The organism is Novilysobacter longmucuonensis (assembly GCF_046600735.1).
In the GTDB taxonomy this organism is placed as follows: Bacteria; Pseudomonadota; Gammaproteobacteria; order Xanthomonadales; family Xanthomonadaceae; genus Novilysobacter_A; species Novilysobacter_A longmucuonensis.
In genome coordinates, this window is sequence record NZ_JBJMAW010000001.1 from 323,481 (window position 1) to 345,357 (window position 21,877).

At 67.9% G+C, this 21,877-nt stretch carries 22 protein-coding genes and 1 tRNA gene; 22 read left to right on the top strand and 1 reads right to left on the bottom strand.

The features are described 5' to 3' along the window. Positions 1-74: 74 nt before the first annotated feature. The 16 genes from ruvC (at position 75) to ACJQWM_RS01510 (ending at position 13,989) form a co-directional block, all read left to right on the top strand. Positions 75-671 (top strand): crossover junction endodeoxyribonuclease RuvC, encoded by a 597-nt coding sequence (ruvC, locus tag ACJQWM_RS01435; RefSeq protein WP_332706234.1) that lies wholly within the window; start codon positions 75-77, stop codon positions 669-671. Further along, complete coding sequence (ruvA, locus tag ACJQWM_RS01440; protein ID WP_332706237.1) at positions 668-1,258, top strand: Holliday junction branch migration protein RuvA; 591 nt, start codon at positions 668-670, stop codon at positions 1,256-1,258. The genes ruvC and ruvA overlap by 4 nt, the downstream gene beginning before the upstream one ends. 25 nt (positions 1,259-1,283) lie before the next feature. Then, a complete protein-coding gene (locus tag ACJQWM_RS01445) occupies positions 1,284-3,200 on the top strand; it encodes a potassium transporter Kup (RefSeq protein ID WP_332706240.1) in 1,917 nt (638 codons plus the stop codon). 184 nt (positions 3,201-3,384) lie between these two features. Further along, positions 3,385-4,428, top strand: coding sequence for a Holliday junction branch migration DNA helicase RuvB (ruvB, locus tag ACJQWM_RS01450; RefSeq protein WP_332706243.1), 1,044 nt, complete (start codon positions 3,385-3,387; stop codon positions 4,426-4,428). A 273-nt stretch (positions 4,429-4,701) separates the two neighbouring features. Then, positions 4,702-5,112, top strand: coding sequence for a tol-pal system-associated acyl-CoA thioesterase (gene ybgC / locus ACJQWM_RS01455; RefSeq protein WP_332706246.1), 411 nt, complete (start codon positions 4,702-4,704; stop codon positions 5,110-5,112). Positions 5,113-5,158: 46 nt separating this feature from the next. After that, the gene (gene tolQ / locus ACJQWM_RS01460) at positions 5,159-5,935 is read left to right on the top strand and encodes a protein TolQ (protein ID WP_411306623.1); all 777 of its coding nucleotides are present in this window, start codon (positions 5,159-5,161) and stop codon (positions 5,933-5,935) included. A 144-nt stretch (positions 5,936-6,079) separates the two neighbouring features. Further along, the gene (gene tolR, locus ACJQWM_RS01465) at positions 6,080-6,520 is read left to right on the top strand and encodes a protein TolR (RefSeq protein WP_332706249.1); all 441 of its coding nucleotides are present in this window, start codon (positions 6,080-6,082) and stop codon (positions 6,518-6,520) included. Beyond that, positions 6,520-7,503 (top strand): cell envelope integrity protein TolA, encoded by a 984-nt coding sequence (gene tolA / locus ACJQWM_RS01470; protein WP_411306624.1) that lies wholly within the window; start codon positions 6,520-6,522, stop codon positions 7,501-7,503. Before tolR ends, tolA begins: the two co-directional genes overlap by 1 nt. A gap of 128 nt (positions 7,504-7,631) precedes the next feature. Further along, the gene (gene tolB / locus ACJQWM_RS01475) at positions 7,632-8,951 is read left to right on the top strand and encodes a Tol-Pal system beta propeller repeat protein TolB (RefSeq protein ID WP_332703422.1); all 1,320 of its coding nucleotides are present in this window, start codon (positions 7,632-7,634) and stop codon (positions 8,949-8,951) included. Between the two features lie 150 nt (positions 8,952-9,101). Next, positions 9,102-9,617, top strand: coding sequence for a peptidoglycan-associated lipoprotein Pal (pal, locus tag ACJQWM_RS01480; RefSeq protein WP_332703420.1), 516 nt, complete (start codon positions 9,102-9,104; stop codon positions 9,615-9,617). A gap of 86 nt (positions 9,618-9,703) precedes the next feature. Further along, positions 9,704-10,555 carry a tol-pal system protein YbgF gene (ybgF, locus tag ACJQWM_RS01485; protein ID WP_411306625.1) on the top strand — a complete coding sequence of 284 codons (852 nt, stop codon included), beginning with the start codon at positions 9,704-9,706 and terminating at the stop codon, positions 10,553-10,555. A gap of 160 nt (positions 10,556-10,715) precedes the next feature. After that, positions 10,716-11,393 (top strand): 7-carboxy-7-deazaguanine synthase QueE, encoded by a 678-nt coding sequence (gene queE, locus ACJQWM_RS01490; protein ID WP_332703417.1) that lies wholly within the window; start codon positions 10,716-10,718, stop codon positions 11,391-11,393. Between the two features lie 131 nt (positions 11,394-11,524). Next, a complete protein-coding gene (gene queC / locus ACJQWM_RS01495; RefSeq protein WP_332703415.1) occupies positions 11,525-12,223 on the top strand; it encodes a 7-cyano-7-deazaguanine synthase QueC in 699 nt (232 codons plus the stop codon). Positions 12,224-12,354: 131 nt separating this feature from the next. Beyond that, positions 12,355-12,430, top strand: a tRNA-Lys gene (locus ACJQWM_RS01500). A gap of 144 nt (positions 12,431-12,574) precedes the next feature. Continuing rightward, positions 12,575-13,111 carry a CcdC protein domain-containing protein gene (locus tag ACJQWM_RS01505; protein WP_332703413.1) on the top strand — a complete coding sequence of 179 codons (537 nt, stop codon included), beginning with the start codon at positions 12,575-12,577 and terminating at the stop codon, positions 13,109-13,111. After that, entirely contained in the window at positions 13,108-13,989 is an 882-nt protein-coding gene (locus tag ACJQWM_RS01510) for a DMT family transporter (RefSeq protein ID WP_332703411.1), read from the top strand. The genes ACJQWM_RS01505 and ACJQWM_RS01510 overlap by 4 nt, the downstream gene beginning before the upstream one ends. A 137-nt stretch (positions 13,990-14,126) precedes the next feature. Here ACJQWM_RS01510 and ACJQWM_RS01515 read toward each other — a convergent pair whose 3' ends face one another. Beyond that, on the bottom strand, positions 14,127-14,321 hold the full coding sequence (locus ACJQWM_RS01515; protein ID WP_332703409.1) for a hypothetical protein: 195 nt from the start codon (positions 14,319-14,321) through the stop codon (positions 14,127-14,129). A 252-nt stretch (positions 14,322-14,573) separates the two neighbouring features. On the opposite strand from ACJQWM_RS01515, the gene ACJQWM_RS01520 reads away from it, so the two are divergent. The 6 genes from ACJQWM_RS01520 to atpB all read left to right on the top strand — a co-directional run bounded on the left by ACJQWM_RS01520 (position 14,574) and on the right by atpB (position 21,788). Continuing rightward, the gene (locus ACJQWM_RS01520) at positions 14,574-15,338 is read left to right on the top strand and encodes a DUF2884 family protein (RefSeq protein ID WP_332703407.1); all 765 of its coding nucleotides are present in this window, start codon (positions 14,574-14,576) and stop codon (positions 15,336-15,338) included. Between the two features lie 98 nt (positions 15,339-15,436). Then, the gene (locus ACJQWM_RS01525) at positions 15,437-16,873 is read left to right on the top strand and encodes a dihydrolipoyllysine-residue acetyltransferase (RefSeq protein ID WP_332703405.1); all 1,437 of its coding nucleotides are present in this window, start codon (positions 15,437-15,439) and stop codon (positions 16,871-16,873) included. An 8-nt stretch (positions 16,874-16,881) separates the two neighbouring features. Beyond that, the gene (locus ACJQWM_RS01530) at positions 16,882-18,036 is read left to right on the top strand and encodes a mechanosensitive ion channel family protein (protein ID WP_332703403.1); all 1,155 of its coding nucleotides are present in this window, start codon (positions 16,882-16,884) and stop codon (positions 18,034-18,036) included. A gap of 33 nt (positions 18,037-18,069) precedes the next feature. Further along, positions 18,070-20,013 carry a dihydrolipoyl dehydrogenase gene (gene lpdA / locus ACJQWM_RS01535; protein ID WP_332703401.1) on the top strand — a complete coding sequence of 648 codons (1,944 nt, stop codon included), beginning with the start codon at positions 18,070-18,072 and terminating at the stop codon, positions 20,011-20,013. A 539-nt stretch (positions 20,014-20,552) separates the two neighbouring features. Continuing rightward, complete coding sequence (locus tag ACJQWM_RS01540) at positions 20,553-20,918, top strand: hypothetical protein (RefSeq protein ID WP_332703399.1); 366 nt, start codon at positions 20,553-20,555, stop codon at positions 20,916-20,918. A gap of 72 nt (positions 20,919-20,990) precedes the next feature. After that, positions 20,991-21,788 (top strand): F0F1 ATP synthase subunit A, encoded by a 798-nt coding sequence (atpB, locus tag ACJQWM_RS01545; protein WP_332703397.1) that lies wholly within the window; start codon positions 20,991-20,993, stop codon positions 21,786-21,788. Positions 21,789-21,877: the final 89 nt, after the last annotated feature.

A 21,877-nucleotide genomic window follows, 5' to 3' on the forward strand; every position in this document is an offset into this window, starting at 1 on the left:
GGGACCGGAGACCGGGGACCGGGGACCGGTAAGGGCAGCGCCGGCTGGACCATCGGGCGACTGGACCGGGGTCGATGCGCGTAACGCCCGAAAAGACGGCAGCGCCCGCGGGTCCCCGGTCCCCGGTCCCCGATCCCGGCACCGCCACCCGCATCCTCGGCATCGATCCCGGCTCGCAGTGCACCGGAGTCGGCGTGATCGACGTCGCCGCCGACGGGCGCTGCAGCTTCGTGCATTGCGAGGCGCTGAAGCTGCTCGGTGCGGATGATTTCCCTTCGCGCCTGGGGCTGTTGTGCGAGGGCCTGGAGCGGGTGATGGACAGCTGGCGGCCGCAGCAGGTGGCGATCGAGACGGTGTTCATGGACAAGTCGGCGACCTCGGCGCTGAAGCTCGGTCATGCACGCGGCGCCGCCTTGGCAACGGTGGTGCGCCGGCAGTTGAAGGTCAGCGAATACGCACCACGTGTGATCAAGCAGTCACTGGTCGGTCGCGGCGCGGCCGACAAGCTGCAGGTGCAGCACATGGTGCGGCTGCTGCTGAACCTGCCGGAGATGAAATTGCAGGCCGATGCCGCCGACGCGCTCGCCGTTGCGCTGACCCACGCGCACATGAGCGCGACCCAGATGCGCACCGGCGTGGCCATCAACCAACTCAGAAGGCGCGGCGCATGATCGGCCGATTGAAAGGCATCGTGATCCACAAGCAACCGCCGTGGCTGGTGGTGGATGTCAATGGCGTTGGCTACGAGCTGGAGGCGCCGATGAGCACGTTCTACGACCTGCCCGAACTCGGCCGCGAGGTGTCGTTGTTCACTCACTACGCACAGAAGGAGGACAGCGTCTCGCTGTACGGCTTCCTGCGCGAGAGCGAGCGGCGCCTGTTCCGCGACGTGCAGAAGGTCAGCGGGATCGGCGCGAAGATCGCGCTGGCGGTGCTGTCGGGCGTGCCGGTCGACGAATTCGCGCGACTGGTGCAGGCCGGCGACATCACTGCGCTCACTCGCATCCCCGGCATCGGCAAGAAGACCGCCGAGCGCATGGTGGTGGAGCTGCGCGACCGCGCCGCCGACCTGATGGGCGGTGGCGTCGCCCTGGGCGGCAGCGGCGCCCCGGCCGATCCGCAGAGCGAGGCGGTGATCGCGCTGCAGCAACTGGGTTACAAGCCGGCCGACGCCGCGCGCATGGCGCGCGAGGCCACCGAGAGCGGCGACGACGCCGCGACCATCATCCGCAAGGCTCTCAAGTCCGCGCTGCGTTGAGCGCCTGAGCACACCCTGGAAAACCATGAGCACTGCGCAGAAAAATCTTCCCCGCCACGCCGCCAAGGACGGGCACGGCAACATCGGGCTGGCGGGACTGATCGTCGGCGCGGTGGGCGTGGTGTTCGGCGATATCGGCACCAGCCCGCTGTACACCATCCGCGAGGCGTTCTCACCGCACTACGGGCTGATCGCCAACCACGACACCGTGCTTGGCGTGCTGTCGATGATCTTCTGGTCGCTGATGCTGGTGGTAACGCTGAAGTACGTGACCATCATCATGCGCGCCGACAACGAGGGCGAGGGCGGCATCATGGCGCTGATGGCGCTGGCCCAGCGCAGCCTGCCCAAGGGCTCCAAGTCGACGTATCTGGTCGGCATCCTCGGCATCCTTGGCGCCTCGCTGTTCTTCGGCGACGGCGTGATCACCCCGGCGATCTCGGTACTGTCTGCGGTCGAGGGCCTGGAGGTGGTCGCACCGCAGCTGAGCAACTGGATCGTGCCGATCTCCGTGGTGGTGCTGGCGGCATTGTTCACGACCCAGCGCTACGGCACCGCCAAGGTCGGACGGATCTTCGGGCCGGTCACGGTGCTGTGGTTCATCGTGCTGGCGGTGCTCGGCGTGGTCAACATCCTGCATGAACCCGAGGTGCTCAAGGCGATCAACCCCTGGTGGGCGATGCGCTTTTTCTATGAGCACAGCTGGGGTGGCATCTTCATCCTCGGCGCGGTGGTGCTGGCGGTGACCGGCGGCGAGGCGATCTATACCGACATGGGCCATTTCGGTGCCAAGCCCATCCGCTATGGCTGGTATTTCTTCGTGTTGCCGGCGCTGATGCTCAACTACCTCGGTCAGGGCGCGCTGGTGCTGGAGGATCCGACCGCGATCCGCAACCCGTTCTACATCGGGGTGCCCGAGTGGGGCCGCATCCCGATGATCGTGCTGGCCACGATGGCCACCGTGATCGCCTCGCAGGCGGTGATCACCGGCGGCTTCTCGGTCGCGCGCCAGGCGATGCAGCTGGGCTACATCCCGCGCATGAGCATCAAGCACACCTCCCGCGAGACCATCGGCCAGATCTACATCCCGGCGATCAACTGGGCGATGATGGCAATCGTCCTCGTGCTGGTGCTGACGTTCCGCTCGTCCTCGGCGCTGGCCACCGCCTACGGCGTCTCGGTGTCGGCGACGATGCTGATCGACACGCTGCTGCTGGCGATCGTGGCGCGCGCATTGTGGCCGCGCTGGCGCCTCTGGGTGCTGCCGCTGTGCGTGCCCTTCTTCCTGATCGACCTGGCGTTCCTGACCGCCAATGGCGCCAAGGTGCTGCAGGGCGGCTGGTTCCCGGTGGTGCTGGGCATCGTGCTGTTCACCCTGCTGCGAACCTGGCGCCGCGGCCGCACGCTGCTGCGCGAGGAGATCCAGAAGGAGGGCATCCAGCTCGGCAGCTTCCTGCCCGGACTGATGCTGGCGCCGCCGGTGCGGGTGCCGGGCACGGCGGTGTTCCTGACCGCCGACAAGGGCGTGGTGCCGCACGCGCTGATGCACAACCTCAAGCACAACAAGGTGCTGCACGAGCGCAACGTGTTCCTGACCGTCGAGACGCTGACGGTGCCGTACTCACCCAAGGACAACCGGCTCCGGATCGAGGCGATCGGCGATGACTTCTATCGCGTGCGGCTGCGCTTCGGGTTCATGGAGACCCCCGACGTGCCGCTGGCGCTGATGCGCAGCTGCGACCAGGGCGGCATCCACTTCGATCCGATGGACACGACCTACTTCGCCAGCCGCGAGACCGTCGTGGCGATCGCACACCGCGGCATGCCGGTCTGGCGCGACCGCCTGTTCGCACTGATGCACCGCAACGCGGCGCCGGCGACCGGCTTCTTCCGGATCCCGGGCAATCGCCTGGTGGAGCTGGGCGCGCAGGTGGAGATCTGAAAGCCGGGACCGGGGCCCCGGGACCGGGGACCCGGAAAGCACTTACAGGCAGCCGTACAATCGTGGGCATGAGCAGTCTCTGCAGTCCGGACCCCCGCCACCACAGGCAGCCCGCCGGCGCTGTCGATCGTGTTCTTGACGTTGACGTTCCCGGGTCCCGGGTCCCGGGTCCCCGGTCCCGGCCATGAACGAAGAGCGCATCATCGCCGCCGGCGCGACCCGCGAGGACGACGCCGTCGAGGTCTCGATCCGGCCCAAGCGGCTCGACGAGTACCTCGGACAGCAGCCGGTCCGCGAGCAGATGAAGATCTACATCGAGGCCGCCAAGGGACGCGGCGAGGCGATGGACCACGTGTTGATCTTCGGTCCGCCCGGCCTGGGCAAGACCACGCTGAGCCACGTCATCGCCAACGAGCTGGGCGTCAACCTGCGCCAGACCTCCGGCCCGGTGATCGAGAAGGCCGGCGACCTGGCCGCGCTGCTGACCAACCTGCAGCCGTTCGACGTGCTGTTCATCGACGAGATACACCGCCTCTCGCCGGTGGTCGAGGAGATCCTTTATCCGGCGATGGAGGACTACCAGATCGACATCATGATCGGCGAGGGGCCGGCCGCGCGTTCGATCAAGCTCGACCTGCCGCCGTTCACCCTGATCGGCGCGACCACCCGCGCCGGGTTGCTGACTGCGCCGCTGCGCGACCGCTTCGGCATCGTCCAGCGGCTGGAGTTCTACAGCGCCGAGGAGCTGACCCGGATCGTGCGGCGCTCCGCGCAGATCCTCGACATCCGCTGCGACGCCGGCGGTGCCGCCGAGATCGCCCGGCGCGCGCGCGGCACCCCGCGCATCGCCAACCGCCTGCTGCGTCGCGTGCGCGACTACGCCCAGGTGCGGGCCGACGGCACCATCAGCCGCGACACCGCCGATGCCGCGATGTCGATGCTGAAGGTCGACCCGGAGGGCTTCGACGAGCTCGACCGGCGCCTGCTGCTGACCATCATCGAATCCTTCGACGGTGGCCCGGTCGGGGTGGAGTCACTGGCCGCGGCGCTCAGCGAGGAGCGCGGCACGCTGGAGGACGTGATCGAGCCGTACCTGATCCAGCAGGGTTACCTGCAACGCAGCGCGCGCGGGCGCATCGCCACGCCGAAGGCCTACCGGCATATCGGGCTGGAGCCGGGGAGCCGGGACTCGGGACTCGGGACCCGGGACTTGGGAGGGCTGCTTTGAAGCGCTGCCGCGCGCCACTGTCGTCCCGTCCCCCACAACAACCCTCATCCGTGTCATGCGAGCGCAGCGAGGGCTCTGCTGTTTTCGCACCGCTCAGGCAAAAGCAGATCTTCGCTGCACTCGGGATGACAGCCGCTTAAGCTTTTCCCGAGTCCCGAGTCCCGAGTCCCGAGTCCCGAGTCCCGAGTCCCGAGTCCCGAGTCCCGAGTCCCGAGTCCCGAGTCCCGAGTCCCGTAACACCGAAAACCGCCAACGGAAAATCGCTTCAATCGAATGTTCAGCCTGCCGATAAGAATCTACTGGGAAGATACCGACGCGGGTGGGGTGGTCTACCACGCGCAGTACCTGGCATTTCTCGAACGCGCGCGCAGCGAGTGGATGCGCGAGCATGGCTACGGCCAGGAACTTCTGCGGCTCCAGCACGATCTGGTGTTCGCGGTGCGGGCGATGACGCTGGACTTCCTCAAACCCGCGCGGCTCGACGACGCGCTCGAGGTGACGGCCGAGTTGCGCCAGTGCCGGCGCGCCAGCGCGGTGTTCGCCCAGGCGGTCCGCCGCGGCGACGAGCTGCTGCTGACCGCGCAGGTGCGGGTCGCGGCGCTCGATGCCCGGGGCTTCCGCCCGCGCGCGATTCCGCCACCGCTGCATGACCAGTTGAAAGCGCTAGAACACCCCGCCGCCTGAGCGGATCCATTCGGAAACAAGCCCACCACGGGCACGGAGAACACGCATGACCCCATTGTTGAGCACGTTGCAGGCCGCCACGGTCGAGCCCCTGCCCGGTGCGGCGACCGACGCGGCGACCCGGGCCGCACTGCCGGCCACGCTCGACAACAACTTCGACATGCTGCAGTTGATCCTGCACGCGTCGATCCCGGTGCAACTGGTGATGGTGCTGCTGCTGTTCGCGTCGATCGCCTCTTGGGTGATCATCTTCCGCAAGAAGAAGATGCTCGACCGCGCCGAGCGCGAGGCCGAACAGTTCGAGGAGCGCTTCTGGTCGGGCGCGGAGTTGTCCAAGCTGTACGCCAACACCACCGAGCGCAACCGCGAGATCGGTGGCCTGGAGGCGATCTTCGAATCGGGCTTCCGCGAATACGGCCGCCAGCGCCAGCGTCGCGGCGTCGACAGCCGGACCCAGCTCGAAGGCGCCCAGCGCGGCATGCGCGTGTCCTCGGCGCGCGAACTCGACGGGCTCGAGCACAACCTGGAGTTCCTCGCCAACGTCGGCTCGATCGCGCCCTACGTCGGCCTGTTCGGCACCGTCTGGGGGATCATGATCTCGTTCCAGGGGCTGGCCAACATGAAGGAGGCCACGATCGCCACGGTCGCCCCGGGCATCTCCGAGGCGCTGATCGCCACCGCGATGGGCCTGTTCGCCGCGATCCCCGCGGTCTGGGCCTACAACCGCTACGCGACCAAGGTCGAACGCATCGCCGGGCGCTACGACGCATTCGCCGAGGAGTTCTCCTCGATCCTCGAACGGCAGACGCATCATGACGAGTAGAGCCGGGACCCGGGACCGGGGACAGGGGACCGGGAAAGAGCAAGAGCCGAGAGTGTTTATTTCTTCCGGGACCCGGGGAGCGCAAGAGCAAGACCCGGGGACGAGGACTTCTTCCGGGTCCCGGCCGTCTGGAGGCACCGCACCATGACCACCGGCATCCGTCGCCATCGCAAAAAGCGCAAGCTCACCGCCGAGATCAACGTCGTCCCCTACATCGACGTGATGCTGGTGCTGCTGATCATCTTCATGGTCACCGCGCCGCTGCTGAACCTGGGCGTGGACATCGAACTGCCGCAGTCGGATGCCAAGTCGATGCAGGAGAAGAAGGACCCGGTGGTGGTCAGCGTCGACCCGGCCGGCAACTATTTCCTGACCGTGGAGGCCGGCAGCAACGAGGCGCTCGGCATGGAGGCGCTGGAGGCGCGGATCCGCGCGATCGTCAACCAGAACCCGCAGGTGCCGGTGTTCGTCGCCGGTGACGGCACGGTCGACTACCAGCGGGTGATGGACGCGATGGTGCTGTTGCAGCGCGCCGGGGTCGAGCGCGTTGGGCTCATGAGCCAACCGACGCAGGCCGCTGACTGATGCGGGAAACGCGCGCCGACAATGCGCAGGCCCTGGTGCTCGCGCTGGGGCTGCACGCGGTGCTGTTCCTGGTGATGTTCGTCGGGTTCTGGTGGAGCAGCAGCAATCCGCCGGCTTCGGCCGCGGGTTCGCCGATCTCGGCCGAGCTGATCGACGCCAACGCGCTCTCGGTGGCGATGCGCCACACCCTGGAGGACCTGCCCGAGCCCATCGACCAGCCGTTGCCCGCGCCCGTGCCGCAGCCCGAGCCGCAGCCCGATGAGGCCGCGCCACTGCCGCAACCGCTGCCCGAGCCGGTACCGCAGGACGCGCCGACCCCGCCGCAGACCCGGGCGCAGGATTTCATCCCGATTCCCGATACCGAGGACCGGGACGCGGTCACCGACCAGCCGACCCCGACGCCGGCGGAGATCGAACGCGAACGCCAGGAGGAGCGCCGCCGCCAGGAGCAGGTCGACCTGACCGAGCGCCGCCGTCAGGAAGAGGCCGAGCGGCAGCGCCGGCTGTCGCAGATGGAGGCGGAGCGGCAGAAGCAACTGGCCGACATCCGCCGCCGCCGCGAGGCCGCCGCGCGCGAGGCCGAGCAGGCCGAGCAGCAGCTCCAGCGGGTCGCCGAGGCCCGTCGCCGCGCCGCCGCCGAGGAGGCGCCCCGTCCCGCGCCTGCCGCCAGCGCACCGCCGGGCAATGACGGGATCGATGCGTCATTGCTGGCGCGCTATCAGGCCGCGATCCAGCAGGCGGTGCTGTCCAAGTGGACCCGCCCCGAAACCGTGCCGCTGGGCGCGCGCTGCCGACTCATCATTCGCCAGTTGCCCGGCGGCGAGGTGATGAGCGCAGAGGTCTCCTCGCCCTGCGACTACGACGAGCAGGGCCGGCGCTCGATCGAGGCCGCCGTGCTGAAGGCGCAGCCGCTGCCGCACGCGGGCTTCGAGTCGGTGTTCAACCGCACGCTGATCTTCACCTTCACCGCGCAGGACCGCTGAGGACGCGGGTGGTTTCGGGGGCGATCCCCAGCCAGTGCCGGGCTTCGATTCAGCTTTGAGCCAGCGTTCACGTTCAGGCTGTTAACAATTGTGCACTGTGATCACTCGTTGTTGACCCGGAACTGCCGATGAACCGACCCCTGCGCTGGCTGGCCGCGCTGCTCGCCCTCCTGTTGCCCCTGACCGCCGCTGCCCAGCAACAGGGCCTCGAGATCGACATCGTCGGCGGCAGTGCCGCGGCCCTGCCGATCGCGGTGGTGCCGATGCCGTACCAGGGCAGCGGCACCGCCCCGGAAACCGATGTCGCCGCGGTCATCGCCGCCGACCTCAACCGCTCCGGGCAGTTTCGCAGCCTGCCGGCAGGGGATCTGATCGAGCGCCCCACCCGCGGCAGCGAGGTCAAGTATCCGACCTGGCGCGCACTGAATCAGGATTACCTGGTCGTCGGCCGGGTGGTGGATGCCGGCGCCGGCAGTTACCGGGTCGAATACGAGTTGTTCGACGTCGCCACCCAGGAGCGTCTGCTCGGCTTCGCCCTGACCGCGCGCAGCAATGCGATGCGCGATGTCGCCCATCAGATCGCCGACGCGGTCTACGAAGAGGTGCTCGGCGTACGCGGCGCGTTCTTCACCCGCATCGCCTACGTCACCGCCACCGGCACCGGGCGCGACACGCGTTACGCGCTGATGGTCGCCGATTCCGACGGTTACAACCCGCAGACGGTGGTGCGTTCGTCCGAGCCGCTGCTGTCGCCGTCGTGGAGCCCCGACGGCAGCCGGCTGGCCTACGTCAGCTTCGAAGGCGGCAGCTCCTCGATTTACATCCAGAACATCGGCTCGGGCAGCCGCGAGCTGGTCGCCCGGTTCCGCGGCATCAACGGCGCGCCGGCGTTCTCGCCCGACGGGCAGCGCCTGGCGCTGACGCTGTCGCGCAGCGGCAATCCGGAGATCTACGTGATGGACCTGGGCAGCCGTGCGCTGACCCAGCTGACCAGCCACTTCGGCATCGACACCGAGCCGACCTGGAGCGCGGACGGCAACACGATCTACTTCACCTCCGACCGCGGCGGCCGGCCGCAGATCTACCAGGTGTCGGCGTCCGGTGGCAGCGCCACGCGCGTGACGTTCGAAGGCACCTACAACGCCAGCGCCGACGTATCGGCCGACGGCCAGAAGATCGCCACCGCGCAGGGCGCCGGCAACACCTACCGTATTGCGCTGAGGGACAGCACGCTGGGTTCGCCGCGCTGGAGCATGCTGTCGCCCGGCTCACTGGACGAGTCGCCGAGCTTCGCACCCAACGGTTCGATGATCATCTATGCTGCGCGCGAGGGAAGCAGGGGCGTGCTCTATGCGGTGTCGGCCGATGGCCGGGTGCGACAGCGCCTGGTGCTCGCCGACGGCGACGTGCGCGAGCCTGCATGGGGGCCGTACCGGCTTGCGCGATGACGTCCATGGCTGCACCGGTTCGCTATCGCGAGCTGCCGATCGCTCTGTCCTGATATCGAGTTCGACTTTGCCGCACCACCTGTTTTGACATAGCTGCTCTGACCACCTGACTGATCCGCCCTGTTCCATGCCATTGACGAGGAAGTTGATATGAACAAGACCGCCCGCATCATCCTCGCCGCCGTGCTCTGCACCGCGGCTGTCGCCTGCTCCAAGCAGGTCCGTGAAGAAGCCCCGGTCGATCCGGTCCCCAGCGCCCCGCCGGTCACCGAGCCGGTGCCGGCCGGTCCCACCGCGTTTGGTCCCGAGGACCTCGACTCCGACGCCTGCCTGCGTCAGCGCGTGGTGTACTTCGATCTCGACCAGGACACCCTGCGTCCCGAGTTCCAGTCGATCGTCGGCTGCCACGCCAAGTACCTGGGTGACCGCCCGTCCTCGCGCATGACCCTGGAAGGCCACGCCGACGAGCGCGGCAGCCGTGAGTACAACATCGGTCTGGGCGAGCGCCGCGGCAACTCGGTGTCCTCGGCGATCCAGGCCAACGGCGGCTCGGGCAACCAGACGACCGTCACCAGCTACGGCGAAGAGCGCCCGACCTGCACCGCGTCCAACGAAGAGTGCTGGGCGAAGAACCGCCGGGTCGAGATCATCTACACCGCACGTTGAAGCCGGGCCCGTTGATGCCCAGCTTGTCAAAGCCGCGCATAGGAGCCGTTCCCGTGGAAAAAACAATCCCGTCGACAGGTCATCCGATGCGTAGTTTTGCAGTCAGTCTCGCGGTTGCGGCGGCCCTCGTGGCCGCCGCACCCGCTTCCGCCCAGCGCATGAGCCTGGCTGACCGGGTCGCGTTGCTCGAGCAGCGCGCCGGCGACAACCAGGCCAACATCGACCTGCTGCGGCAGGTCAACCTGCTCAAGGACGAGGTGCAGGCCCTGCGCGCACAGGTGGAGGAACTCACCCACCAGCAGGAGCAGCTCAGGCAGACCGCGCGCGCCCAGTACCTGGATCTCGACGGCCGTCTGAACCGGATCGAAAGCGGCGCGGCCGCGCCGATGAACCCGGATCTGCCGATTGCCCCTCCGGCTGGAGCGGCGCCGATCGAAGGCGGCCAAGCAGTGGACGCACGGACCGACCAGGCCGCGGACGCCAAGACCGTCCCGACGCCGGATCCGGCGCCGTCGGTCTACGGCGATGCCGGCACACTGGCGCAGGGCGCCGGCGAGCGCGAAGCGTACGACGCCGCGTTTGACGCGCTCAAGGCTGGCGAGTACGCCGAATCGGCGAACCTGTTCCAGTCGTTCCTCGACCAGTATCCGAGCGGCAGCTACGCACCCAACGCGCTGTACTGGCTCGGCGAGAGCTACTACGTCACCCAGAATTACCAGGCCGCCCAGCAGCAGTTCCAGACGCTGCTGGAGCGCTATCCGACCCACGACAAGGCTGCCGGCGCGATGCTCAAGGTCGGCCTGTCGCAATACGGGCTGCAGCAGCTCGACGCCGCCGAGCGCACCTTGTCGGAAGTCAGCCGGCGGTATCCCGGCAGCGACGCCGCCCGCACCGCCGAGGACCGGCTGGGCGCGATCCAGCTCAACCGCCTGCGCTGATTCGAAGGGGCGGCCCCATGCCTGTAGAGGCATGGGCGCGGCCGGTATCACCCGCGGGTCGGGCCGGAAAGCATCGCGGCCATGGGCCGCTCCTACAGGGCCGTGGCGCCGCTGCGGGATCCGGTCGCGCATACCTCGGGCGCTCGGCTAAAATTGCGCCATGAACGCTGTCGCGCCCGACGCGGTCCCCGCGTCGACGGACCGCCTCAAACTCACCGAGATCTTCCTGTCGCTGCAGGGCGAGTCGCGCAGCATCGGCTGGCCGACCGTGTTCGTGCGCCTGACCGGCTGCCCGCTGCGTTGCCAGTACTGCGACACCGCGTATGCCTTCCATGGCGGCGACTGGTGGGGAATCGACGCGATTCTCGCCGAAGTCGCGGGTTTTGGCGCACGCCACGTCTGCGTCACCGGCGGCGAGCCGCTCGCGCAGAAGCGTTGCATCGGATTGCTGCGACAACTGTGCGACGCGGGCCACGAGGTGTCGCTGGAGACCTCCGGCGCGATCGACATTGCCGAGGTCGATCCGCGCGTCTCGCGCGTGCTCGACATCAAGACGCCCGGTTCCCTGGAGGCGCACCGCAACCTGTGGAGCAACCTTGCGCTGCTGACCGCGCACGACCAGGTCAAGTTTGTGATCTGCAGCCGCGAGGACTACGACTGGGCCAAGGCGATCGTCGCCGAGCACGGATTGGGGGAAGTCTGCGACGTGCTGTTCTCGCCGAGCTTCGGCCAGATCGCACCGCGCGAGCTGGCCGACTGGATCGTCGCCGACCGGCTGCCAGTGCGCTTTCAGCTGCAGCTGCACAAGCTCCTGTGGGATGACGCGCCGGGGCGCTAGCTCCCGTATCCCTGTAGGAGCGGCTTCAGCCGCGATCGTGGAACCGGTCGACCGATTTGGTATTCGATCGCGGCTAAAGCCGCTCCTACACAGAAAAGGAAATGATGTCGCGCACCATGAATGATTCGCCCATGAAGCCTGCCGTTGTCCTCCTCTCCGGAGGCATGGACTCCGCCGTCGTCATCGCGCTCGCGCGCGAACAGGGCTTCGCGGTGCACGCGCTGAGCGTGCGCTACGGCCAGCGCCACACCTCCGAGCTGGATGCCGCCGACCGCGTCGCCCGCGCTCTGGGTGCAGTCGCGCACAAGACCGTCAACGTCGACCTGCGCAGCATCGGCGGCTCGGCGCTGACCGACGACGGTATCTGCGTGCCACTGGACAACGACGGCCATCCGGTCGGCGAGGCGGCCGGCAAGGACACCATCCCGGTGACCTACGTGCCGGCGCGCAACACGATCATGCTGTCGGTGGCGCTCGGCTGGGCCGAGGTGCTGGGCGCGGCGGACATCTTCTGCGGCGTCAACGCGGTCGACTACTCCGGCTATCCCGATTGCCGCCCCGAGTTCATCGATGCCTTCGAGCGACTCGCCAACCTCGCCACCAGGGCCGGCGTCGAGGGCGCGGGGCTTCGCGTGCGCGCTCCGCTGCAACACATGAGCAAGGCCGAAATCGTGCGCCAGGGCGTGCGCCTGGACGTCGACTTCGCCCAGACCGTCTCGTGCTACCAGGCCGATGCCGAAGGCCGCGCCTGCCGCCACTGCGACGCCTGCCGCCTGCGCGCCGAAGGCTTCGCCGCCGCCGGCGTCGCCGACCCGACCCGCTACGCCTGAAGCCCGCGGGCGACATGTCTTCTACCGCACTGCGCCGCGGCACCGGTGCAGGAAAGCGGGTCACGCACGCCGCGCAACACCGACAACGGTTACGCTAGAATGCACGCCCCCGGCGCAACGCCGGGCGCTGTGGGTCGTTAGCTCAGTTGGTAGAGCATCGGACTTTTAATCCGCTGGTCGATGGTTCGAATCCATCACGACCCACCATCTTTCTCGGGCCCGGCCTGCTCTTTGGCCGCCATGGCGCCAACCGCGACGCTCGGCTCCTGCAAGTGTGCCGCGTTGGCGCAGGGCTGGCGCGAGTCGGCGTGCTCGCCCTTATGCTGCACCACCCATGACGCGAGACGGCCGATGCCGCTGTTGCTGATTCCACTGTTGATGGCCGGCGTGCTGGCGTTGTGGGCCTTGCTGTTGCCGCTGGCGCTCATCCAGCGCTACCGGAGGGGCAAGCTGCGGCGGCGCGCGCGGGGTTGGGCGTCGGCGATCAACAGCGCGCTGCTGCTGGTATCGGTGCTGATACTGCTGGTCAGCGCATGGGTGCTGGACCATTGGATTGCGCTGGCGTTGACGTACGCAGCGGTCGGACTCGCGCTTGGGGTGGTGGTCGGGATCGTGGGGCTATGGCTGACGCACTTTGAGGTCACCCCGGCCGGGCTGTTTTACACGCCGAACCGCTGGCTGGTGCTGGCGGTGACCCTGATCGTCGCGCTGCGGATCGCGTACGGGCTGGTGCGCGCGTGGCAGTGGTGGCAACTCGATGGCGGCGCGGCGCACTGGCTGGTTGCGCAGGGCAGCCTGCTTGCGGTCGGCGGGCTGCTGATCGGCTACTACCTTGCGTATACCTTCGGGCTGTGGCGGCGGTCGCGTGCGCTGGGTGCCCGGGCATGACCGCGGACGCCCACTCCACGCGTGCGGTCATTGCCATGCTCGTCGCGGTCGCGGCGTTCTCGCTGATGGATGCGGGACTGAAAACGCTTGCGGGGCAGTACCCGCCGTTCCAGGTGGCGGCGCTGCGCGGCGCGGCGTCGTTGCCGCTGGTGCTGGCCTGGGCCTTGGCGACGGTCGGCGCGCGTTCGCTGCTGCGCGTGCGCTGGTCGTTGCACCTGCTGCGCGGGGTGCTCGGGGTGGCGATGATGGCGTCGTTCGTCTACGCGCTGCGCACCTTGCCGCTGTCCACCGCCTATTCGATCTTCTTCATCGCACCGCTGCTGATCACTGCCTTGTCGGTGCCGTTGCTGCGCGAGCGGGTCGGGCCGCGCCGCTGGACCGCGATCGGCATCGGTCTTGCCGGCGTGCTGGTGGTGCTGCGTCCGACCGGGCAGGGCGTGCTGACCCTGGCCGGCCTGGCGGTGCTGCTGGCTGCGCTGGCCTATGCGGTCAGCGCGATTACGGTGCGCCTGCTGGCGCGCACCGACAGCACCGAGTCGATGATGGTCTGGGCGATGACCATGATTGCGCTCGGCGCGGGCGCGCTGGCGCTGCCGGACTGGGTGCCGATCCGCGCGGCGGACGGCTGGATCATCCTCTCAATTGGCGTGGCCGGCGCACTCGGCCAGTACGCCATCACCGAAGCGTTCCGGGTCGGACAGGCGTCGCTGATCGCGCCTATCGAATACACCGCCCTGCTGTGGGGGGTGATCCTGGACGCGACCTTGTGGGGGGTCTTGCCCGATTCGGTGACCTGGCTCGGTGCCGGCATCATCGTCGCCAGCGGCCTGTATCTGCTACGGCGCGAACGCATCCATGCCGAGGCGGAGCATCCTTGAGTCTGGCGAGGCGGTTAAGAGCGGTTGACGCGGATCAGAGCGAAAAAGGCGGATCAGAGCAAGGCCACTATCAGGAAAATAGGCGCTGATGCTGGCTACGCCAAGGGCTCGGGGTACGTCAGCGCGTGGGTGTTCGCTCAGCGTGCGAGGCTGGCCGACAGTGCCGCGGCGATCGCGGCATCGCCGTTGACCAGGTCCTGCCAACGCAGGGCGACTCCCTTGCGATGGCCTTTCTCGACCAGCTTCAAGCCGGCCGCATCGAGCGTCAGCGTGTACAGCCGCTCGTCGATCTCGATCTCGCGACGCAGCGGCTTGTCGAGTCGGGTGGTCATGTTCGGCTCTCCGCGCGGATCAGCGTTCGACGCTAGCCGGGGGAGGGGCTAGAGGTCGTGAACGACGCGGCGATGGCCGGGTCCGGCGAGTCGCGCAGCGGCGCGGTCCCGATCGCTTCCGCCGGTCCGTGACGAACGTCATGCCACCGACCGGCAGGGGCATTGCATCCCCCGATCCGGCACGATGCAAATGCCTAGTACCCCATGCCTAACGCCCCACGCCTCATGCCCTGAACGTCAATGGAGACCGCAATGCGCCGTTTGTTCGCCATCATCGTCCTGCCGCTGGTCTGCGGTGTCGCCGCGGCCGCGGAAATCGAATGTTCGATCGAGAGCGATTACGAGCTCGCCCTCAACGAACGCAGCGTGATCCTGACCCGCGACAGCGGCACGCCGCAGGCGATCGTGATGCGTGGCGGCCGGCTGTTCGTCGACGACCGCTGGGTCGAACTGAGTGCCGCCGACAGCCGGCGCATCGCCGAGTTCGAGCGCGGTGCGCGTGCGGCAATGCCGGAGGCCGCGGCGATCGGCTGGGAAGCGGCGGAAATTGCCTTCATCGCGTTGGGCGAGGTCGCGGCCGGCTTCAGCGATGATCCCGCCGTGGTCCGCAGCAAACTGGCCAAGGCGCGTGCCCAGTTGGACGCGCGGCTGGCGCGTTCGGCCACCGCGACCCGCTTCGACAGCCGTGACATCGGCGAGGGCGTAGCGGAAGCGGTGCGCGAGGTCGTTCCGACCCTGGTCGGCGACATCGTCGGCGGCGCTCTCAGCGCTGCGTTCAGCGGCGATGCCAGCCGACTGGAACGGATGGAAGGCCTGGATGCCCGCATCGAGGCCCAGGTCGAGTCGCGCGCGCAGGAGCTCGGCGAGCGCGGCGAGCGCTTGTGCAGCCAGTTGGCGGCGCTTGACGCGATCGACGAGGCGCTGGAAGTGCGCGTCGATGGCCAACCATTGAATATGCTGGAGGCCGAGGTCGGCCCCGGCCACGCGACGGCATCGACACGCGCCGCCGCCGATTGACTTGACCCGGTCATCAAGACCCTGAAGGGCCGATCGCGGATGGCGCGGTCCGCCGACAGCGGCCACAATACGGGTTTCGCGCAATGGCGGAGCCGAGCATGGCTGAGTTGAAGGAAGCACGCGTCCCCGATATCGGTGATTACGATGGCGTGCCGGTGATCGAGCTGCTGGTCGCGGTCGGCGACACCGTTGCGCAGGACCAGGGTCTGGTCACGCTGGAGTCCGACAAGGCGACCATGGAAGTGCCGGCGCCGTTTGCCGGCGTGGTGCGCGAGCTCAAGGTCAAGATCGGCGACAGCATCGCCGAGGGCAGCGTGGTTGCGATGATCGAACCGGCGCAGGGCGATGCCGATGCCAAGCCCGACACCGCTCCGGCGCCGCCGACCAAAGACAAGGCCAAGGCGACCGAACCCGACAGCGTAGTCGAGCCGGTCGCGGTCGCTGAATCCGACAACCTAGCCAGGCGCGAGACCGAATCGGCCCAGCGCGGCACCCCGGCGCCCGCGAAGACGGGCGGCAAGGGCGATGACAAGAGCGGCGACAAGAGCGGCGACAAGAGCACCCCGCCACGCTCGCCACCGGTGGCCTTCGATGCCGACGAGCTGCTGCCCGATAAGGTCCCGTACGCGAGCCCGGCGGTGCGCGTGTTCGCCCGCGAGCTGGGCGTCGACCTGGCGCGGGTCACCGGTTCCGCGCGCGGTGGGCGGATCAGCAAGGAGGACGTGCAGGGCCACGTCAAGAGCGTGATGCAGGGCGGCGGCGCACCGGGCGCACCGGGCGGCGGCGGTGGCCTCAGCCTGTTGCCGTGGCCGAAGGTCGACTTCGGCAAGTTCGGCGAAACCGAGACGCGCAGCCTGTCGCGGATCCAGAAGCTGTCTGGGGCCAACCTTGCGCGCAACTGGGCGATGATCCCGCACGTCACCCAGTTCGACGATGCCGACATCACCGAACTCGAAGCGCTGCGGGTGTCTCTCAACAAGGAGAACGAGAAGGCGAAGGACGGCACCAAGCTGACCATGCTCGCGTTCCTGATGAAGGCATCGGTCGCGGCGTTGCAGAAGTTCCCCGACTTCAACGCCTCGCTCGATGCCAGCGGCGAGACCCTGGTGCTGAAGAAATATTTCCACATCGGATTTGCCGCTGACACACCCAACGGCCTGGTGGTGCCGGTGGTGCGCGACTGCGACCAGAAGGGCGTGATGCAGATCGCGCGCGAATCCGGTGAGCTCGCCGCCAAGGCGCGCGACGGCAAGCTCGGCCCGGCGCAGATGAGCGGCGGTTGTTTCACCATCAGCTCACTCGGCGGCATCGGCGGCACCGCGTTCACCCCGATCGTCAACGCGCCGGAAGTGGCGATCCTGGGCGTGTCGCGCTCGGCGATGAAGCCGATGTGGGACGGCCAGGCGTTCGCGCCGCGCATGATGCTGCCGCTGTCGCTCAGCTACGACCACCGCGTGATCGACGGCGCGGCGGCGGCCCGCTTCACGGCCTATCTCGCCCAGTTGCTGGGCGACATGCGCCGCGTGCTGCTGTAGGTCCGCGCGTGGCCACCTCCGGCACCGCGGACAGGATCGGGCAAGCCGGCGCCACCGTGCGCGACGCCGCGCAGTCCGCCGGCCGCGAGGGCTGGCATGGACTGCAGCCGGTGCTGGACTTCGCGCTGATCCGCACCTCCGGCTTCAGTCTCACCGTCGGCGGGCTGCTCGCCGCAGTGCTCGCGATCCTGGTCGCACTCGGACTGTCGATGCTGCTGCGGCGCGCGCTGGCGCGCTATGCCAGGCACAACCAGAACGTCGATCGCGCCGGCCTGTATACGGTGACGCACCTGCTGCACTACGTGGTGCTGGCGATCGGCATCCTGTTCGCACTGGAGTTTGCCGGCCTGCCGATCACCCGCTTCGCGTTGTTCGCCGGCGCCATCGGCGTCGGCTTGGGTTTCGGGCTGCAGTCGCTGTTCGCCAACTTCATTTCCGGGCTGGTCCTGCTGTTTGGCAAATCGCTCAAGGTCGGCGATTTCGTCGAACTGGAATCGGACGTGCGCGGAGAGGTGCACGACATCAAGATGCTCGCGACCCGCATCGTCACCAACGACAACATCGACATCCTGGTGCCGAATTCGGAGTTCGTCAGCGGCCGGGTGGTCAACTGGACCTACCGCGACGTGTGGCGCCGGCTGCGGGTGCCGTTTGGGGTGGCGTACGGCACTGACAAGGAACTGGTCAAGAAGGCCGCGCTGGAGGCGGCGTCGCAGGTGCCGTTCACGCTCGATCTCGAAGGCAAGCGCAAGCCGCAAGTGTGGCTGGTGGCGTTCGGCGACAGCAGCCTGGATTTCGAGCTCGTGGTCTGGCTCAACGCGGAGGCCACCAAGCGGCCTTCCGCGGTCCAGGCTGCCTACTTGTGGGCGCTGGAGACGGCGCTGCACAAGTACCGCATCGAGATCCCATTCCCGCAGCGGGACCTGCACATCCGCAGCCTGTTTGAACGCCGCGGCGATGAGGCGATGGCGGTGTGGCAGGGCGTCGGCCGCGACGATGGCGCCGGCGTCGAGGAGCTGGCGGATGCCGGCGTGGCGCTGGGCCGCAGCGAGCGCGAGGCGCTGTCCAGCAACGACGCCGAGCAGGACGTCAAGCAGCAGATCGCCGAAGACGCCGCGGCGGAAGGCGCCGTGGGCGAGAACGACCCCTCCGCGCGCGACTAGCCGCGCGGCCCGCTATACCTGGAGAGCATTGCGATGGCCCGTACCACCGAAGTGAAAGTGCCCGATATCGGCGATTACGACGGCGTTCCCGTCATCGAGCTGCTAGTGGCGGTTGGCGACCGGGTCGAAAAGGACCAAGGGCTGGTCACGCTGGAATCCGACAAGGCGACGATGGAGGTGCCGGCGCCGGCGGCGGGCGTGATCCACGAGCTGCGGGTGAAGCTGGGCGACAACGTGGCCGAGGGCGCCGTGATCGCGGTGCTGAAAGCGGAAGACGAAGATGAGGACGAAGGCACGGATGCGGACAAGCCGGGCGGCGAGGCGCAGGGCGCCCCGCCCGTTGCCGCCCCGGCAGCGGACCGCGCGAAGGGTGATGCTCCCGCGGCGAGCGCAGCAGCGGCGGGCGAGGGGAAAGGCGATGGCGGTGCCGGCGGCCGTGTCGAGGGTTCGCCCGGTCCGGCGCCCGGCAGCCCCGCGTCCTCGCCCACCGGCCACAAGCAGGCGCCCCCACCGGCGCTGGCCCCGGGTGCTGCGCCATCGGGTCGCAAGCCCGATATCGAGTGCCGCATGCTGGTGCTGGGCGCCGGCCCCGGAGGTTACACCGCTGCGTTCCGCGCGGCCGACCTGGATCTGGACACGGTGCTGGTGGAGCGCTATCCGCAGCTGGGCGGCGTGTGCCTCAACGTCGGCTGCATCCCGTCCAAGGCGCTGCTGCACGCGGCGGCGGTGATCGATGAGGCCGCCCACGCCAGCGACTACGGCATTGAATTCGGCAAGCCCAAGATCGGTCTTGATGCGCTGCGTAGCTACAAGGACAAGGTGGTCGGGCAGCTGACCAAGGGCCTGGCCGGCATGGCCAAGCAGCGCAAGGTGCGGGTGGTTGGAGGTACCGGCAGGTTCATCTCGGCCAACGAGCTCCAGGTCGACGGCGAGGACGGCGAGAAGCTGATCGCCTTCGAGCAATGCATCATCGCCGCCGGTTCGCAGGCGGTGAAGTTGCCGGGCTTTCCCTGGGGCGAGAAGGACGCCACCGGTGCGCGGGTGATGGACTCCACCGATGCGCTCGAACTTGCCGATATCCCGAAAAAGCTGCTCGTGGTCGGCGGCGGCATCATCGGCCTGGAAATGGCGACGGTGTACCGCGCGCTGGGCAGTCAGGTCACTGTGGTCGAACTCGCCGACCAGCTGATGCCGGGCACCGACCTCGATCTGGTCAAGCCGCTGGCCGAACGCCTCAAGAAGCAGAGCGTGGCGGTGTACCTCAAGACCAAGGCCGCCGGCACCGAGGTGCAGAAGAAAGGCGTCAAGGTATCGTTTGAGGGCGACCAGGCTCCGGAGGCGCAGGTGTTCGACCGGGTGCTGGTGGCAGTCGGTCGCGCGCCCAACGGCGGCAAGCTCGATGCGCAGAAGGCCGGGGTGGAGGTCAGTGACCGCGGCTTTATCGCGGTCGATCGGCAGATGCGCAGCAACGTGCCGCATATCTTCGCGATCGGCGATCTGGTCGGCAACCCGATGCTCGCACACAAGGCCACGCACGAGGGCAAGCTCGCCGCCGAGGTCGCCGCCGGTGAGAAGAAAGAATGGGTCGCACGGGTGATCCCGTCGGTGGCCTACACCGATCCGGAGATTGCCTGGGTCGGGGTCACCGAAACCGAGGCAAAGGCCAAGGGCCTTAAGGTTGGCATCGGTAAGTTCCCGTGGGCGGCCAGTGGCCGCGCCATCGGCATCGGTCGCACCGAAGGCTTCACCAAATTGATCTTCGACCAGGCTACCCAGCGCATCATCGGCGGCGGCATTGTCGGCGTGCATGCGGGCGACCTGATCGCCGAGATCGCGCTCGCGATCGAGATGGGCTGCGAGGTCGGCGACATCGGACACACCATTCACCCGCACCCGACGCTCAGCGAGTCGGTCGCGATGGCTGCCGAGGTCTTCGACGGCACTATCACCGATCTCTACATTCCCAAAAAGAAGTAGGCCGGTCCGCTGCCGCCGCCGTGGCGCGAGCGCACGTGGGCGCGAACGCGAATCGGACAGGCGCGGTGGTCCGGATTCCATCGCGGCCATGGGCCGCTCCTACAAAAGCGCTCGTGATTCGTAGGAGCGCCCCATGGGCGCGAACGCGAACCGGACAGGCGCGGTGGCCTGGCTTTCATCGCGGCCATCGGCCGCTCCTACAAATGCGGGCCTTCCTGTGATTGCCGGAGGCCGGAAAAGCGAAACCCCGGCCGGGGCCGGGGCTTCTTGAACCCACCGCTGTCTTTGCCATTGACGAGGAGAGAGGCGGAGCGTTCCCAGGCTCTGACCCGGCCTTAGCCGAAAGGTTCCATCGGATCGCTTCCCGGCGGGGCGGGCGTTCAACCGCTGCGGTTCTCCGACGGATCCATAGCGGCCGGCTATCGCGGCGACCGGTGCAGGCCGTGGCGCAGCGGGTCGGTTGCCGCTTCTGCGTGCGCCCTCTATAATTCTGCGGCTCACCCGGGCGCTCTGGTGTCCGCCTCCTACGACGGGTCCGCATGCACGATCCATTGTCTGCAGGCCGTCGCCTGGCGTTGCGCACGCTCGCCTGGCAGGCCGGCTCGACCGCGCTGCTGGCGCTGGCGTTCCTCGCCAGTGGCGTGCCGCACGCCGCGGCGGTCCTGGTCGGCGGTGGCGCGATGCTGCTGGGCGGGGCGATCGCAGCGCGGCTGATGGTCGGCGGCGGTATCCAGCCGGCCAACGTGGTGATGGTCCGCTGGTTTGCGGGCGTGGTGTCGAAGTGGTTGCTGGTGGTGGTGATGTTGTTGCTGGGTCTGGCTGTCTGGCGCTTGCCGCCGCTGCCGCTGCTGCTGGGCATCGTGGTCGCGTTGATCGCGCAGATGCTCGCCACGATCCGGCGCTGATCCTGCGCGAAGCCGGTCTCAGGCCGGTTCAAATTCAAACATCTACAAAATTTCTATCGGGGTTCAGGACGCATGGCGGTCGAGCAAGAGCTGACGCCCACCGGGTACATCCAGCACCACCTCCAGAACCTGACCGCGCCGATCGGCGAGGGCGCTTTCTGGACGTTGCACCTGGACACGCTCATCACTTCGGTGTTGATGGGCCTGCTGATCGTATTCAGTTTCTGGATGGCCACCCGCCGTGCGACCGCCGGCGTGCCGGGCAAGTGGCAGGCGTTCGTCGAGATTTGCCTGGAGTTCGTCGACCGCCAGGCCAAGGACACCTACCACGGAAGCAGCAAGCTGGTGACGCCGATCGCCATCACGCTGTTCTTCTGGATCCTCATGATGAACCTCATCAAGATGATCCCGGCGGACTTCATCGCGGTTCCTCTGACCTGGGTCGGCGTGCATTACTGGAAGCCGGTGCCGACCGCCGACGTCAACGCCACGCTCGGCATGTCGATCAGCGTGTTCTTCCTGATGTTGTTCTTCGCCCTGCGCTCCAAGGGCCTGGGCGGTTTCACCAAGGAATTCCTGACAGCGCCGTTCGGCAAGTGGATGCTGCCGTTCAACCTGATACTCAACATCGTGGAGTGGGTCAGCAAGCCGATCTCGCTGGCGATGCGACTGTTCGGCAACATGTTCGGCGGCGAGATCGTGTTCCTGCTGATCTGGGTGCTCGGCGGCGCGGGCATCATCGGCGCATTCGCCGGTGGCCTGTTCGGCCTGGGCTGGATGCTGTTCCATCTGCTGGTCATCCCGCTGCAGGCCTTCATTTTCATGATGCTGTCGATCGTCTACCTGAGCCTGTCGGAAGACACGCACTGATCGCATCGCCCGACCTCACCTTGTTGTCCCGCTTCAAAGTTTCGCTTCATCCCTCAACGTTCAACCTCAAGCACGATTCGGAGAAAACC

What these genes read in the sequence shown, in the direction of transcription:
- ruvC (WP_332706234.1), top strand. Translation starts at nt 75, where the DNA reads ATGCGCGTAACGCCCGAAAAGACGGCAGCGCCCGCGGGTCCCCGGTCC.
- ruvA (WP_332706237.1), top strand. Translation starts at nt 668, where the DNA reads ATGATCGGCCGATTGAAAGGCATCGTGATCCACAAGCAACCGCCGTGG.
- ACJQWM_RS01445 (WP_332706240.1), top strand. Translation starts at nt 1,284, where the DNA reads ATGAGCACTGCGCAGAAAAATCTTCCCCGCCACGCCGCCAAGGACGGG.
- ruvB (WP_332706243.1), top strand. Translation starts at nt 3,385, where the DNA reads ATGAACGAAGAGCGCATCATCGCCGCCGGCGCGACCCGCGAGGACGAC.
- ybgC (WP_332706246.1), top strand. Translation starts at nt 4,702, where the DNA reads ATGTTCAGCCTGCCGATAAGAATCTACTGGGAAGATACCGACGCGGGT.
- tolQ (WP_411306623.1), top strand. Translation starts at nt 5,159, where the DNA reads ATGACCCCATTGTTGAGCACGTTGCAGGCCGCCACGGTCGAGCCCCTG.
- tolR (WP_332706249.1), top strand. Translation starts at nt 6,080, where the DNA reads ATGACCACCGGCATCCGTCGCCATCGCAAAAAGCGCAAGCTCACCGCC.
- tolA (WP_411306624.1), top strand. Translation starts at nt 6,520, where the DNA reads ATGCGGGAAACGCGCGCCGACAATGCGCAGGCCCTGGTGCTCGCGCTG.
- tolB (WP_332703422.1), top strand. Translation starts at nt 7,632, where the DNA reads ATGAACCGACCCCTGCGCTGGCTGGCCGCGCTGCTCGCCCTCCTGTTG.
- pal (WP_332703420.1), top strand. Translation starts at nt 9,102, where the DNA reads ATGAACAAGACCGCCCGCATCATCCTCGCCGCCGTGCTCTGCACCGCG.
- ybgF (WP_411306625.1), top strand. Translation starts at nt 9,704, where the DNA reads ATGCGTAGTTTTGCAGTCAGTCTCGCGGTTGCGGCGGCCCTCGTGGCC.
- queE (WP_332703417.1), top strand. Translation starts at nt 10,716, where the DNA reads ATGAACGCTGTCGCGCCCGACGCGGTCCCCGCGTCGACGGACCGCCTC.
- queC (WP_332703415.1), top strand. Translation starts at nt 11,525, where the DNA reads ATGAAGCCTGCCGTTGTCCTCCTCTCCGGAGGCATGGACTCCGCCGTC.
- ACJQWM_RS01505 (WP_332703413.1), top strand. Translation starts at nt 12,575, where the DNA reads ATGCCGCTGTTGCTGATTCCACTGTTGATGGCCGGCGTGCTGGCGTTG.
- ACJQWM_RS01510 (WP_332703411.1), top strand. Translation starts at nt 13,108, where the DNA reads ATGACCGCGGACGCCCACTCCACGCGTGCGGTCATTGCCATGCTCGTC.
- ACJQWM_RS01515 (WP_332703409.1), bottom strand. Translation starts at nt 14,321, where the DNA reads ATGACCACCCGACTCGACAAGCCGCTGCGTCGCGAGATCGAGATCGAC.
- ACJQWM_RS01520 (WP_332703407.1), top strand. Translation starts at nt 14,574, where the DNA reads ATGCGCCGTTTGTTCGCCATCATCGTCCTGCCGCTGGTCTGCGGTGTC.
- ACJQWM_RS01525 (WP_332703405.1), top strand. Translation starts at nt 15,437, where the DNA reads ATGGCTGAGTTGAAGGAAGCACGCGTCCCCGATATCGGTGATTACGAT.
- lpdA (WP_332703401.1), top strand. Translation starts at nt 18,070, where the DNA reads ATGGCCCGTACCACCGAAGTGAAAGTGCCCGATATCGGCGATTACGAC.
- ACJQWM_RS01540 (WP_332703399.1), top strand. Translation starts at nt 20,553, where the DNA reads ATGCACGATCCATTGTCTGCAGGCCGTCGCCTGGCGTTGCGCACGCTC.
- atpB (WP_332703397.1), top strand. Translation starts at nt 20,991, where the DNA reads ATGGCGGTCGAGCAAGAGCTGACGCCCACCGGGTACATCCAGCACCAC.